This is a genomic window from Sphingomonas qilianensis, from assembly GCF_039614825.1.
GTDB lineage: Bacteria > Pseudomonadota > Alphaproteobacteria > Sphingomonadales > Sphingomonadaceae > Sphingomonas > Sphingomonas qilianensis.
This window is the reverse complement of record NZ_JBDIMF010000001.1, coordinates 111,191-124,250: the sequence shown is the minus strand read 5'-3', so window position 1 is coordinate 124,250 and position 13,060 is coordinate 111,191. Positions and strand designations below refer to the sequence as shown.

Here is a 13,060-nt window from a genome sequence, read left to right as displayed (position 1 = left end):
CAATCAGGGTAGGGACCCCATGAAAATCCGCATCCTCGGCGCCGGCACATCCTCTGGCGTCCCTCGCATCGGCAATGATTGGGGCACCTGCGACCCTGGCAATCCGCGAAACCGCCGTACGCGCGCCTCGGCGATCGTTGAAACGGCGACCACGCGCATACTGATCGACACCAGCCCCGACATGCGCGAACAGCTGCTTGCGGCAGAGGTTGGCGACGTCGATGCGGTGATCTGGACACACGATCACGCCGATCATTGCCATGGCATCGACGATCTGCGGCAGGTGTATCATGCGCGCGGCGTGCCCGTCCGCGGGCTGGCCCGCGCGGAAACGCTGGCGCATCTCACCACGCGTTTTGCTTATGCATTCAATGGCCGTGCCGGGTATCCGCCGACCATCGCCGGGGAACTGCTGCCCGATGCGTTGCGCATTGGCGACATCGATATCGCGGTCATCGATCAACCGCACGGCAGCATCTATTCGGCCGGACTGCGCTTTGCATCGGACGGCAAGGTGATCGGATACGCGACCGATTTCAACGTTTTAACCAACGATATGCGTGTACTGTATAAAGATCTCGATGTCTGGGTGGTCGATGCGCTGCGCCGCAAGCCGCATCCGTCACATCCGCAATTGTCCGAGGTGCTGGACTGGATCGAGCAACTCGGCCCGAGCCGATCGGCATTGATCCATATGGACCAGTCGATGGATTATGCCACCTTGCGCGACGAACTGCCGCCGGGCGTAGAGCCGGGATATGACGGGCTGGAGCTGACGGCATGAGCGACGGGGCAGGGATGGCGTTCTTGCTCCTGACGTTGATCCTGCCCGTAACGGCACTGGTGGCCCGCCGAGTGCCGCTCGGCCAGTTGCTCAAGATGGCGTCTGCCTGGGTCGTGATCTTTTCCATACTAATGCTGCTGGTCGGGAATTGGGAGCGTGTCGCGCCGGCATTCCGCTCATTGGGTGATATGCTTGGGATCAGTGATCAATCGGTGTCCGGCGGCACGGTCAGGATCCGGATGGCCGAAGATGGCCATTTCTGGGCGCTGGTGCGGCTGAACGGCGTCGAACGCCGCATGCTGATCGATAGTGGCGCCACGACAACCGCGATTTCGACCGACACGGCGGCGGCTGCCGGGCTCGATCTGGACGCCGCGGCTTCAATACCCTGATCGATACGGCCAACGGCACGATCAGCGCGCGACGCACGAGCGCGGCGACGCTGCAGATCGGCAGCATATCCGCACGGGACATCGGCGTGATCGTATCGCCTGCGTTTGGCGAAACCAATGTGATCGGCATGAATTTCCTGTCACGGCTCAAATCGTGGCGAGTCGAGGGCAACATCCTGGTGCTCGAGCCACGAACCACCCCGACGTCAAATACCGGCCTTATTTAACATAATGTATATTATCGGATCGACGTTTTAGTTAGGCTGGCATGGCGCCTAAGGGTTTTCCCCGATAGTCTCACCGACAGCGAACGACGACGGACTCGACGCTGGCTTTCGGGCGCAATCGTGCACCGCGATCCAGGCGCCAATGAGCAACCCTGCGCTGTGCGGGCAACCCGGAGACGATGATGCCTGGCCCATTATCCGACGAGCAACTCGCCACCATCGATGCGTATTGGCGTGCCGCCAATTATCTTTCCGTCGGGCAGATTTACCTGCGCGGCAATCCGCTGCTGGAGCAGCCGCTGACCCGCGCTGACGTCAAGCCGCGCTTGCTCGGCCATTGGGGCACCACGCCGGGGATCAATTTCGTCTATGTGCATCTGAACCGGCTGATCGTCGAGCACACGCTCAACATGATGTACATCATTGGGCCTGGCCATGGCGGCCCCGGGCTCGTCGCCAATGCCTATCTGGAAGGGTCCTATACCGAACATTATCCCGCGATCGAACGCAGCCGTGGCGGCATGGAGCGGCTGTTTCGCCAGTTCTCCTGGCCCGGCGGCATTCCCAGCCACGTTTCCCCCGAGACACCCGGATCGATCCATGAGGGTGGTGAACTCGGTTACTCGCTCGCGCATGCTTATGGCGCCGCATTCGACAATCCCGATCTGATCGTCGCGTGCATCGTCGGTGATGGCGAGGCCGAGACCGGCCCGCTGGCGGCGAGCTGGCATAGCAACAAGTTCATCAACCCGGCGCGCGATGGCGCGGTGCTGCCGATCCTGCATCTCAACGGGTATAAGATCGCCAACCCCACGATCCTCGCGCGGATCGGGCGCGACGAGCTGACCGATCTGCTGCGCGGTTATGGTCACGAGCCCTATTTTGTCGAGGGGGACGACCCCGCCCTGCTTCATCAGATCATGGCGCAGACGCTGAAGCTGGTGCTGGCGGAGATCCGGTCGATCCAGGCCGCAGCGCGCAACGGGGCGGCCCCTCCCCCTCGGCCACGCTGGCCGATGATCGTGCTCAAGACCCCCAAGGGCTGGACGGGGCCGAAGGTTGTCGACGGCCTGCCGGTCGAAGGCACATGGCGCGCGCACCAGGTGCCGCTTGCCGATTTCTCCAAGCCGGAGCACCTGCACCAACTCGAAGAATGGCTGCAAAGCTACCGCCCCGACGAGCTGTTCGATGCCGACGGCAAAATTCGCGATGCGCTCGCCGCGCTGGCGCCGACCGGCCATCGGCGGATGAGCTCCAACCCGCATGCCAATGGCGGCATGCTGCTCGAGCCTCTGTCGTTACCCGATTTCCGCGATTTCGCGGTAACGCTCGACCGGCCGGGGGCGGTCGAGGCCGAGGCTACCCGCGTGCTGGGCCAATATCTGCGCGAGGTGATGCGGCTCAATCTCGATCGGCAGAATTTCCGGCTGTTCGGGCCGGACGAGACAGCATCGAACCGGCTCGATGCCATGTATGACATCGCCGACAAGGCCTGGATGGGCGAAATCGACCCCGTCGACGAGCATCTCAGCGCAACCGGCCGGGTAATGGAGGTGCTGAGTGAACATCTCTGCCAGGGCTGGCTCGAAGGGTATCTGCTGACCGGGCGGCACGGCTTCTTCTCATGCTATGAAGCGTTTGCCCACATCGTCGACTCGATGCTCAATCAGCACGCCAAGTGGCTGAAGGTCAGCCGTAATATCCCCTGGCGGCGGCCCATTGCCTCGCTCAATTATCTGCTCACCTCACATGTCTGGCGGCAGGATCATAATGGCCTGTCGCATCAAGACCCCGGCTTCATCGATCAGGTCGCCAACAAGACCGCCGAGGTTGCGCGCGTCTATCTCCCGCCCGATGCCAATTGCCTGTTGTCGGTCGCGGCGCACTGCCTGCGCAGCCGCGATTACGTCAATCTGATCGTCGCGGGCAAGCAACCCGAATGGCAATGGTTGGGCATCGAGGAGGCGGTGCGGCATTGCACCGCGGGCGCCGGCATCTGGCATTGGGCCGGCACTGGTGACGACGGCCCCGACGTCGTGATGGGATGCGCGGGCGATGTGCCGACTCTAGAAACCCTCGCCGCGGTCATGCTGCTGCGTGAATATGTCCCCGATATCCGCATCCGCGTCGTCAACGTCGTCGATCTGATGGTGCTGGAGTCGCGCAGCGAGCATCCGCACGGACTCGACGATCGCGGTTTCGATGCTCTTTTTGGCACCGACATCCCGGTTATCTTTGCCTTTCACGGTTTCCCGGCGATGATCCACAAGCTCACCTATCGCCGCACCAATCACGCCAATATCCATGTGCGCGGCTATAAGCAGGAAGGTACAACGACAACGCCGTTCGACATGGTCGTGCTCAACGATCTTGATCGCTTCCGGCTGGCGCTCGACGCGATCGAGCGCATCCCGCGGCTGGCGGATCGCATTCCTGCGGCACGCGATCGATATTGGGCGACGATCGAGCGGCACAAATTGTACATCGCCGAACATGGCGAGGATATGCCGGACATTCAGAACTGGCGCTGGTCGGCATGAGCGCAAAGCACGGCGCAACTCACCCTGCGAGCGTGTTGACCTTCAATAGCGGATCATCGTCGCTCAAATTCGGGCTGTTCGATGTGCGCGGCGAGGTAGTGACGCCACACCTCACTGGTGAAATTGAGAGCCGCGGTGCCGCGTTGGTCCAGCTGCACGCGACCGATGCCAACGGGCGCCTCTGTGCTGACCACGCGCTCGACCGGGTGGCGCGCGGGCAATGGATCGGCGAGATCGTCGCATTGCTCGACCGATCGGGGCTGTCGCCGCCCGACGCTATCGGCCACCGCCTCGTCCATGGCGGCCCCGACTTGCTGCAGCCGGTACGGATCGATGCCCAGGTGCAAAAGCAGCTGGAAGAGGCGCAGTCATTCGCGCCGCTGCACCTGCCCGAGGCGCTGGCGATCCTCGGTGCCGCCCAGGCGCATTTTCCTGATTGTCCGCAGATTGCCTGTTTCGACACCGGGTTTCACGCCAGTATGCCGGCGCTGGCCAGCACCCTCCCCCTCCCCGCGCCGCTCCGGGCGCACGGCCTACGCCGCTATGGCTTTCACGGGCTGTCATGCGAATCGATCCTGGATCAGCTCGGGGCTGCTGTTCCCGAGCGACTGGTGATCGCGCATCTCGGCAATGGCGCGAGTGTCACGGCGGTGCACGCCGGTCGCTCGGTCGATACCAGTATGGGCCTGACCCCGAGCGGCGGCGTGCTGATGGCCCGACGCAGCGGTGATCTCGATCCCGGCGTGCTGATCCACCTCCTCCGCCATCACGGCTTCAACGCCGACACGCTCGAACGCCTGGTCAACCGGGAGAGTGGCTTGTTCAGCCTGTCGGGCATCGACGGCGATCTCCGCGTCCTGGCCGCGGCGGCCGCGGACGATCCCGCGGCGCAATTCGCCATCGACGCTTTTTGCCGCTCGGTCGGCAAGGCTATCATGGCCATGGCACAGGCGCTGGGCGGGGTGGATTGCATTGTCTTTACCGGCGGGATCGGCGAGCATGATATCGCCGTACGTGCGACGGTGGCGCAAAGCCTGCGCTGGATCGGCGTGCGCCTGGACGATGTGCGGAACAATTGCGGCGCCGCGGTGATCAGTGCGGAGACGTCCGCTGTGACGCTCCAGGTGCTGCCCTCGCGGGAGGATCAGCGCATCGCCATGCTCAGCGCCGCCGCGCTACGGTAACCTATCGCCAACGTGACTAGAGGATCACGGGGTCGGCCAACCGCTCGCGATCCAGTTCCGCAACAATCAGCCGCGCCTGCACGCGCAATTCCTCCAGATGCTGATTGGCGAATGCCGCTTCCATATCCGGCGTGACATGCCCGAAATGATGATGGCGCGATGGCTTCATGTCGAAGGCGTGTTCGATATAAAGATCGAAGCATTGGATGAGCGCACGCATCTGCCCCATCTGATCGAGCCAGATCGCTTTCAGCCCGGATGACGTAAAGCTGATCATGCGTTTGCCGGCGAGCACGCCTTGCGCAGCACCCTCGAAGACGGCGCGTGGCGCGACAGCACTGCCCAACACGCGCTCGACATAGCCCTTCAGCATGGCCGGCGGCGTGCCGAACCAGATCGGATAGACCAACACGAAGATATCGGTATCGCGCAGGATGGCCAGCTCGTCTTCAACGTCCGGAAAGCCGTGAAAGTCGACGCCGGGCCGTTCGATCGCCTTGAGCACGGGATGAAACCCCATGGCGTAAAGATCACGCACGATCACGTCATGCCCCATCTCGCGCACGGTGGCCGCATAGGTGCTGGCGACCGAGGCATTGAAGCTGTCCTGGTCAGGATGGCACAGGATGACCACGTGGCGCGGGTTAGATCGAGCGGCGGCGTGGGGCATGGGCAATCTCCTGCTACCCGCAATACGCCGCTGCGCCGCTTGTCACCCTCCGTAAAACTACGGAGCCCGGCGCGCTTAGGTACTTTACCGAGGTGCGCTGACCATTCGTTCGCGGTTGATTGGCGTTATGTTGGGCGGAGAGCAACCATGATCAAGGATATTCTCGGGCTTGTTGACGATGGCCGCACTTGCGCGCCGTTTCTGCGCGATCTGCTCGGCAGCGCGCTCACGCTGGAGGCGCATACCGAGATCGCCGTGCTGACGCCCGTCCCGCTTGCCTCGAATGCCTTGGCGCCGCTCGGCGCGTATTACATTCCCGAATTCGCGCTGCGCGCACAGGCCCGGCTCGATATGGCGCGGGTGCAACAGTTGGTGCGCGACTGGGGTGGCCGGGCTGAGGTCTGGGGCTTGCATGACGATGTTGCGTGGTTGCCGAGCGATTTGCGCCACAGCCTGCCGATCGCCGATCTGATCGTCGCGGGCAGCGCCGGCACTTGGGAGATCCCCTGGCTCCGACGCCGCATTCTCGAAAGCGTCATTCTCGATTCGGGCACGCCATTGCTGCTATTGCCCGAAGGATCGCCGCTGCCGCATATCCGCCACGCAGTGCTGGGCTGGAAGCCATCGGCCGAGTCGTTGCGCGCGATGCACGAGGTGGTGCGGCTGGGCCAGCCCGGCCTGCGGCTCGATCTCGTCACGATCGGGGCCAAGCCAGAGTTGCAATACGAGGCGCATGATCCGGAACTGGCGGTGATCCAGCATCTTCGGCGCCACGGCGTAGTGGTCGAGCACCAATGGCTGCGTGACGAAGGAGCGCCTGCCGAGCAGCTCCAGGCCTTTGCGCTACGGCAGCGCGCCGACCTGCTGGCGGTCGGCGCATTTGCCCATTCGCGCGTCCGCGAGATTTTCCTTGGCGGCGTCACGCGCGATATTCTCGAAACCCCGCGTTTGCCCGTATTGTTAGTGCACTGAGCGATAGTGGTCACACGGTCGCCTAGCCGTGACTGCACCGCACATTCTTTAGCTGCGCAAACCGATGGTTAGTCAGTCGCCATTGGCGGTCAGCCGAGTGCCCGCGCCGAGGCATTATCAGTTCCCGTGGCGCGGGCGGCACGGACGGTTAGAGCCGGATGCCCAGCCCGATGCCGACCACCAGCGGATCGATCGCCGTGTTTACCCGGTTGACCAGCGCGCCGGTGTTCAGCCGCCCCTTGGTGTCCATGTCGATATATTTGACATCGATATTGGCAAACAGCTTCTTGGTGATGTCAAAATCCAGCCCCGCCTGTAGCGCGTAGCCAACGCTGTCCTTCAGATGCACGTCGGTGTCGCCGATGGCGGATTTCAGCGCCCCACTGGCCTTGGTCGAATAGAAGATCGTGTAATTGATCCCTGCGCCGACATAGGGCCGGATCTTCGCGCGCGGCAGGAAGTGATATTGCAGCGTCAGCGTTGGCGGCAGCACCCAGGTGCTGGCGACCTTATCGAGCGCGGAGAGCGTGCCGCGCCCCTGCAGCTTATGCTTGCTCGTCGCCAGGATCAACTCGGCCCCAATATGATCGGACAGCATATAGGTGAAATCGAGTTCGGGCGCATAGCTGTCGGTGACGCCGATGCGGGCGCCGGGGAAGCTGGGCTGCACGCCGCTGGAACTTTCGTTGGGCGCGACCATGATCGCGCGAAGACGGACCAGCACGTCGCCCTTCTGCTGCGCCATGGCCGGGGCGGCAGCGCCCATTGCGGCAAGCGCCAGCAGCGAGGCGGTGGAAGAAATGAGGCGCATCGTGATCTCCTTGGTAAAGCGATTCGCGCTGCCTATGGCGCGCCGCGCTCCGCGGCCTTGATCCCGCGCAAACCGGTCGATGCGGCGTTTTGACTCACGTCAAAGTCGTTCGTGGCAGGCACTGGCACGTTGCCGTCATGCACCAGTATCTGCCCGATCTCGCGACCCAGACGGTCCCTCGCTACACCAGCTACCCGACTGCGGCGGAATTTCACGACGGTGTCGGAGCGATCGAGCAACACGCCGCGGCCACAGCGCTGGCGCCACACACGCCCGTCTCGCTCTACGTTCACATCCCCTATTGCCACGAAATCTGCTGGTATTGCGGCTGCAATACCGGCGCCATCGGCAGGTCCGATCGGCTCGCCGCTTATCTCGCCGCACTCGAGCAGGAGATCGACGCCGTGGCGGCGGCGCTGCGGGGCCGGGTCACCGCTATCCATTTCGGCGGCGGCAGCCCCAACGCGCTGTCCTCCGCGCAATTCGTTGCGCTGACCGCGCGGCTGCGCATGCGCTTCGACTGCGCCGAAAATCTTGAAATCGCCGCCGAACTCGATCCGCGCACGCTGAATGCGACCTATGCAGCGGCGCTCGCGCTGTCGGGCGTGACGCGCGTTAGTCTGGGCGTGCAGACCTTCGCGCCGGCGATCCAGGCGCGGATCAATCGCCATCAACCATTAGCGCTGGTGCAGCGCGTGGTTGGAGAGCTTCGTGCGGCGGGCATCGCCCGCATCAACTTTGATCTGTTGTATGGCTTGCCCGGTCAGGATAAGGCAGACGTCGTCGAAACCATTGCCGCGACTCTGGCGCTCGCGCCCAATCGAATAGCGCTATTCGGCTACGCCCATATGCCCCGCCTCCTGCCCCGGCAGCGCATGATTGACAATGCCGAGCTTCCCGATGGCCCGGCGCGGTTCGCGCAACATATGCTGGGGCATGATCTTCTGGTGTCCGCCGGTTACGAGGCGATCGGCTTCGATCATTTTGCCAGGCCGGACGACAGCCTCGCCCGCGCCGCGGCGGAAGGGCGGCTGCGGCGCAATTTTCAGGGCTTTACCGATGAAAGTGCGGAGGCGATCATCGGGCTCGGGGCCTCAGCGATCAGCCACTATCCCGGCCTGCTTGTGCAGAACGAAAAGCATGTCGGGCGCTATCGATTGCGCGCCGCCAATGGCGGCTTTTCGGGTGCGCGCGGCGTGGTGCGATCCGCCGATGATCGCCTGCGCGGCGCGGTGATCGAACGCTTGCTGTGCGACGGTGCGGTCGATCTGGGCGATCTGGCCGGGCGATACGGTGCACCGGTGATGGCCCTGATGGAGTTGCTGCCGAGCCTTGCGCGCTTCGTTGCGCGTGACCTGATCGCCGTCACTAACACGCACGTCACCGTACTCCCCGCCGGCCTCCCCTACGCGCGCCTGATCGCCGCTGCCTTCGACCGCTATCGCACCCCCGCGCCGCGCTTCAGCCGAGCGATTTGAGAACATTGCGGATCCCCCGCTCCTTTTGGCGGGCAGCGCATTTTTGTCATTTCTGCGCGCCGCGATCGGCTATGGCGGTTTCATGCTGCAACGCTGCGAAGAATGCACCGACCCGATTCAGCCCTGCCGGGTCGCCGGTGCGCGCACTGCCGGCGCCGCACTGTGACCCCCACGCCGCTGCAAGCCGAGCCATTCGCGCTGTTCATCAACAGCTGGACCGATCGCGCCTTATTCCTTCTCGACAAGAACGGGCGGATCACGACGTGGAACCAGGGCGCGGCATTGCTCACCGATTGGGCCCCGGCGGATATTATCGGGCAGCCGTTCGCGCTGCTCTATCCGCCTGAAGACGCTGCGCGCGGTATGCCAGCCGCCGATCTGGCCGAGGCGCGACACCAGGCCACGGTCCGCAAGGACGCCTGGCGCATTCGCCGCGATGGGTCGGAATTTCTCGCCGATGCAACGCTGGTCGCGCTGCATGACACCGATGGCGTTTTCCATGGCTATGGCCAGAGCCTGTACGACGTCACCACGCGCAAGGCGACCGAAGGCGCGCTGACGGACAGCGAGCAGCACGTTCGCTCGATCCTGGCGACGGTCCCCGATTCGATGATCGTGATTGACGAACGGGGGAAGATCCTGTCGTTCAGCTCTGCCGCCGAACGGCTGTTCGGTTACCGCGAGGCCGAGTTGATCGGTCGCAATGTCAACGTGCTGATGCCAAGCCCGGATCGCGAGCGGCACGATCAGTATCTGGAACATTATCTGACGACCGGTGAAAAGCGCATCATCGGTATCGGCCGGGTGGTGGTCGGCGCGCGCCGCGACGGCAGTCAGTTCCCCATGGAACTGTCGGTGGGCGAGACCCAAAGCAAGGGACGGCGCATCTTCACCGGGTTTGTCCGCGATCTGACCGAGCAGCAGCGCGGCGAATTGCGGCTCAAGGAGTTGCAGTCCGAGTTGATCCACGTCTCGCGCCTCAGCGCCATGGGCACGATGGCCTCGACCTTGGCGCATGAACTCAATCAACCGTTGACCGCCATCGCCCTGTATATGGAGGCCAGCCGGGACCTGCTCATTGCACCGACGGCGGCAATGCTCGACGATCTCCGCGAAGCCGTGACGGAATCTGCCAAGGAGGCGCTGCGCGCGGGCCAGATCGTGCGCAAACTGCGCGATTTCGTGCAGCGCGGCGAGGTCGAGACGCGGATCATCGCTCTTCAGCTATTGATCGAGGAAGCGAGTTCGCTGGCGCTGGTGGGCGCGCGCGAGCGCGGCGTGCGTGCCTTTTTCCGCTTTTCCCCCGAGGCCAAGCAGGCGGTGGTCGATCGCGTGCAAATCCAGCAGGTGATCGTCAATCTCCTGCGCAACGCGGTCGATGCGGTGGAGACGACCTTGGAACGCGATGTCACCGTAACGACGGCGCGACGTGAGGCAGGAATGATCGAGATCGCCGTCGCCGACACGGGCAGCGGAATCGATCCCGCGCAATTGCCGCGGTTGTTCGATGCCTTTGCCACGACCAAAGCGAACGGCATGGGGCTGGGTCTGTCGATCTGCCGAACGATCGTCGAGGCGCATGGCGGCCGCATCTGGGCCGAACCGCAAACGGGCGGCGGAAGCGTCTTCCGCTTTACCGTCCCCAGCCCCGAACCCGCACCTGACGAAGACGAAGACGAAAACGACGACGGCGGGCCGTCTGACCTGAACGATCCCCGGGCCATTACGTAGCGACAGGAGCGCAGGGGGAGCGCACTGACGGGGCTTCATCCGTGTCAGGTGTCTATGGCTGCTTCCCCCCCCTCGATCGACCCGCACCGCCCCAAAGTGATCCTGATCGATGATGACGAAGGGGTGCGCCGCTCGCTGCAGCTGCTGCTGCACTGGCGAGGGTTCGAGGTGCGGTCTTTCGGTACGGCGACGCCGGCATTGCAGGATCATTGCCCCGCCAGCGCGGATATCCTGATCGTCGATTACGTCCTGCCCGATGGTGACGGCATCGGCGTGCTCGATGCGTTCCGCGCATTGGGCTGGCGTGGTCGCGCCATATTGATGACAGCGCTGCCCTCGTCCGCCTTGTCGCAACGCGCGCTCGCTAGTGGCTTTGATGTGGTGCTTGAAAAGCCCTTATATCATCAGGATCTGCTGGCCGCGATACTGCCCAGGTCCACTCCGTAAACATACCGATATTAGCATGCCCGGCTCCGCTCTACGACGTGAACAATCAACGGAGGTGGTGATGAAGAATATTCTGCTCCTCGTACACGATGATACTGGCCAGGAAGCGCGCTTCCAGGCCGCGCTCGATCTGGGCCGGGCGGTCGGCGGTCATCTCTCCTGTCTCGATGTGTCGATCATGCCCGCTTATCTCGGGGGGGACGGCTTCGGTGGTTTTCCCGCGACGGCGTTGTTGGCGGAAGAACGCGAGCGGGAGGACGAGAATCGCACGCGCCTGGAAAGCCGCTTGGGCCATGAGGATGTTCCCTGGGACTGGACCGCGATAACCGGCGCACTGGCGCCCTGTCTGATGGACGCCTCTGCGCTCGCCGATGTGATCGTGGTCAATCGGCAGCTGGATGATTATCCCGTGCCCGATATGCGAGCCGCCGTGAGCGAACTGGTGGTGAAATCGGGCAAGCCCGTGCTTGCCGTGCCGCCCGATCTCAAGCGGCTCGATTTGTCACGGGCAATGATCGCCTGGGATGGCTCGCCCTGCTCCGCCGCCGCGTTGCGCGCCGCCGTGCCGCTGCTGCGGTTGGCGGATCAAGTGACGATCCTCGAAGTGGAGGACGGGTCCGTCCATCCGCCCGTCGAAGAAGCAGCGACTTATCTGTCGCGGGAAGGCATTCACGCGACCATCCGGCGCGCAGCGCGGACCGGCGAGCGAACCGCCGCCATAATCGTCAAACAGGCGTCACTGATCAGTGCGGGGTATATCGTGATGGGCGGATTCGGTCATCGTCGTTTTGTTGAAGCGCTGTTCGGCGGCACGACCCGTTCATTGTTGTCGAACAGCCCCCTGCCGTTGTTTCTCGCGCATTGAGCGTCGAGCTGACGGGTAGATATCGCCATGCCGACCAAACACCGTCGGCTTCAAGCGCCACCTCGCAGTGCCGGGATGAAGGTCACGATGCCGCGCCGAATATCGTCGATTTCGCATAGCTTCGCCGCCCTGGCGCGCGCTCAACCGCGTGCCATGATCGGTGGCATCATGCTGGCGTGCATCGTCGCGGCGGAAGGCATATCGGCGCTGCTCAGGTCGGGCATGTAGGAACGGACGCCGCCATGCCTGAAGGCAAGCCCCACGATTTGCGCCACATCGTCATCCTGGCCAACCCCAACTTAGGAAGCTTCAGCCACGCAATGGCGGAGGCCTATTGCGCCGCGGTGGCGGATTGCGGGCAGACCGCCGTGATCCGCGATCTCTATGCCCTGCGCTTCAACCCGCTGTTGCAGGCGTCCGAACTTCCGCCGTCGCCGTCACCGCCCGCCGCCGATGTCGCAGCCGAGCTCGACGTGCTGCGCGACGCGGCGGTCATCGTCTTTGTTTATCCTCTGTGGTTCGGCATGCCCCCGGCGATCATCAAAGGCTATGTCGACCGCGTGCTGGGCGCGGGATTTTCGGGGCGGGACATGCTGGCCGGCACGCGGCCTTCGGTCATTCAGGGCAAACGGCTGATCAGTTTCAGCACGTCGGCTTCCACGCGCCCATGGATCGAGGAACGGGGGCAGTGGATAGCGCTGCGTCAGGGCATCGACAGTTACCTGGCGGCGGTTTTCGGCCTGATCGATGCCGGCCACAGCCATTTCGATGCGATCGTCGCGCCGCTATCGGAGCGATATGCGCGGGAATGCCTGCTCGAAGTCGGCGAGCAGGCGCGCCAGGTCAGCGCCACGATCCTCAGTGAGCGCCATGCGCGCCAATTGCTGGCGTATCGTCAAAGAGCTCGATCATAGCGCCAACCGCGACGGTTGCCGTTGTCGCTGGATCGGCTACAACAT

Annotated in this window: 13 protein-coding genes and 1 pseudogene; 12 read left to right on the top strand and 2 right to left on the bottom strand. The window is 63.6% G+C overall.

Annotation, left to right across the window (positions count from 1 at the left end; genetic code table 11):
- Positions 1-19: 19 nt before the first annotated feature.
- The 5 genes and pseudogenes from ABC969_RS00610 (at position 20) to ABC969_RS00585 (ending at position 5,127) form a co-directional block, all read left to right on the top strand.
- Positions 20-784, top strand: coding sequence for an MBL fold metallo-hydrolase (locus ABC969_RS00610; RefSeq protein WP_345862302.1), 765 nt, complete (start codon positions 20-22; stop codon positions 782-784).
- A pseudogene (locus ABC969_RS00605) lies at positions 781-1,262 on the top strand (retropepsin-like aspartic protease family protein); the annotation flags it as partial. The gene ABC969_RS00610 and the pseudogene ABC969_RS00605, both read left to right, overlap by 4 nt.
- Positions 1,263-1,403 carry a pepsin/retropepsin-like aspartic protease family protein gene (locus ABC969_RS00595; protein ID WP_345862300.1) on the top strand — a complete coding sequence of 47 codons (141 nt, stop codon included), beginning with the start codon at positions 1,263-1,265 and terminating at the stop codon, positions 1,401-1,403.
- Positions 1,404-1,585: 182 nt separating this feature from the next.
- A complete protein-coding gene (locus tag ABC969_RS00590; RefSeq protein WP_345862299.1) occupies positions 1,586-3,943 on the top strand; it encodes a phosphoketolase family protein in 2,358 nt (785 codons plus the stop codon).
- A gap of 32 nt (positions 3,944-3,975) precedes the next feature.
- Positions 3,976-5,127: an acetate/propionate family kinase gene (locus ABC969_RS00585; RefSeq protein WP_345862298.1), complete on the top strand. Its 1,152-nt coding sequence runs from the start codon at positions 3,976-3,978 to the stop codon at positions 5,125-5,127.
- 16 nt (positions 5,128-5,143) lie between these two features.
- Here the strand turns inward: ABC969_RS00585 and ABC969_RS00580 are convergent, their stop codons facing one another.
- Positions 5,144-5,797: an NAD(P)H-dependent oxidoreductase gene (locus ABC969_RS00580; RefSeq protein WP_345862297.1), complete on the bottom strand. Its 654-nt coding sequence runs from the start codon at positions 5,795-5,797 to the stop codon at positions 5,144-5,146.
- 147 nt (positions 5,798-5,944) lie between these two features.
- On the opposite strand from ABC969_RS00580, the gene ABC969_RS00575 reads away from it, so the two are divergent.
- A complete protein-coding gene (locus ABC969_RS00575; RefSeq protein ID WP_345862296.1) occupies positions 5,945-6,769 on the top strand; it encodes a universal stress protein in 825 nt (274 codons plus the stop codon).
- A 148-nt stretch (positions 6,770-6,917) separates the two neighbouring features.
- Here ABC969_RS00575 and ABC969_RS00570 read toward each other — a convergent pair whose 3' ends face one another.
- A complete protein-coding gene (locus tag ABC969_RS00570; protein WP_345862295.1) occupies positions 6,918-7,580 on the bottom strand; it encodes an OmpW/AlkL family protein in 663 nt (220 codons plus the stop codon).
- A gap of 89 nt (positions 7,581-7,669) precedes the next feature.
- Here ABC969_RS00570 and hemN point away from each other — a divergent pair, with 89 nt between their 5' ends.
- The 6 genes from hemN (at position 7,670) to ABC969_RS00540 (ending at position 13,015) form a co-directional block, all read left to right on the top strand.
- Complete coding sequence (hemN, locus tag ABC969_RS00565; protein ID WP_345862294.1) at positions 7,670-9,058, top strand: oxygen-independent coproporphyrinogen III oxidase; 1,389 nt, start codon at positions 7,670-7,672, stop codon at positions 9,056-9,058.
- A gap of 162 nt (positions 9,059-9,220) precedes the next feature.
- Positions 9,221-10,789: a PAS domain-containing sensor histidine kinase gene (locus tag ABC969_RS00560; protein ID WP_345862293.1), complete on the top strand. Its 1,569-nt coding sequence runs from the start codon at positions 9,221-9,223 to the stop codon at positions 10,787-10,789.
- 54 nt (positions 10,790-10,843) lie between these two features.
- Positions 10,844-11,236: a response regulator gene (locus tag ABC969_RS00555; RefSeq protein ID WP_345862292.1), complete on the top strand. Its 393-nt coding sequence runs from the start codon at positions 10,844-10,846 to the stop codon at positions 11,234-11,236.
- Between the two features lie 61 nt (positions 11,237-11,297).
- Complete coding sequence (locus ABC969_RS00550) at positions 11,298-12,101, top strand: universal stress protein (protein ID WP_345862291.1); 804 nt, start codon at positions 11,298-11,300, stop codon at positions 12,099-12,101.
- An 87-nt stretch (positions 12,102-12,188) separates the two neighbouring features.
- On the top strand, positions 12,189-12,329 hold the full coding sequence (locus ABC969_RS00545) for a hypothetical protein (protein ID WP_345862290.1): 141 nt from the start codon (positions 12,189-12,191) through the stop codon (positions 12,327-12,329).
- A gap of 14 nt (positions 12,330-12,343) precedes the next feature.
- The gene (locus ABC969_RS00540) at positions 12,344-13,015 is read left to right on the top strand and encodes an NAD(P)H-dependent oxidoreductase (RefSeq protein WP_345862289.1); all 672 of its coding nucleotides are present in this window, start codon (positions 12,344-12,346) and stop codon (positions 13,013-13,015) included.
- Positions 13,016-13,060: the final 45 nt, after the last annotated feature.

Coding starts and splice junctions, on each gene's coding strand:
- ABC969_RS00545 (WP_345862290.1), top strand. CDS start 12,189: ATGCCGCGCCGAATATCGTCGATTTCGCATAGCTTCGCCGCCCTGGCG.
- ABC969_RS00610 (WP_345862302.1), top strand. CDS start 20: ATGAAAATCCGCATCCTCGGCGCCGGCACATCCTCTGGCGTCCCTCGC.
- ABC969_RS00550 (WP_345862291.1), top strand. CDS start 11,298: ATGAAGAATATTCTGCTCCTCGTACACGATGATACTGGCCAGGAAGCG.
- ABC969_RS00540 (WP_345862289.1), top strand. CDS start 12,344: ATGCCTGAAGGCAAGCCCCACGATTTGCGCCACATCGTCATCCTGGCC.
- ABC969_RS00580 (WP_345862297.1), bottom strand. CDS start 5,797: ATGCCCCACGCCGCCGCTCGATCTAACCCGCGCCACGTGGTCATCCTG.
- ABC969_RS00575 (WP_345862296.1), top strand. CDS start 5,945: ATGATCAAGGATATTCTCGGGCTTGTTGACGATGGCCGCACTTGCGCG.
- ABC969_RS00555 (WP_345862292.1), top strand. CDS start 10,844: ATGGCTGCTTCCCCCCCCTCGATCGACCCGCACCGCCCCAAAGTGATC.
- ABC969_RS00590 (WP_345862299.1), top strand. CDS start 1,586: ATGCCTGGCCCATTATCCGACGAGCAACTCGCCACCATCGATGCGTAT.
- ABC969_RS00570 (WP_345862295.1), bottom strand. CDS start 7,580: ATGCGCCTCATTTCTTCCACCGCCTCGCTGCTGGCGCTTGCCGCAATG.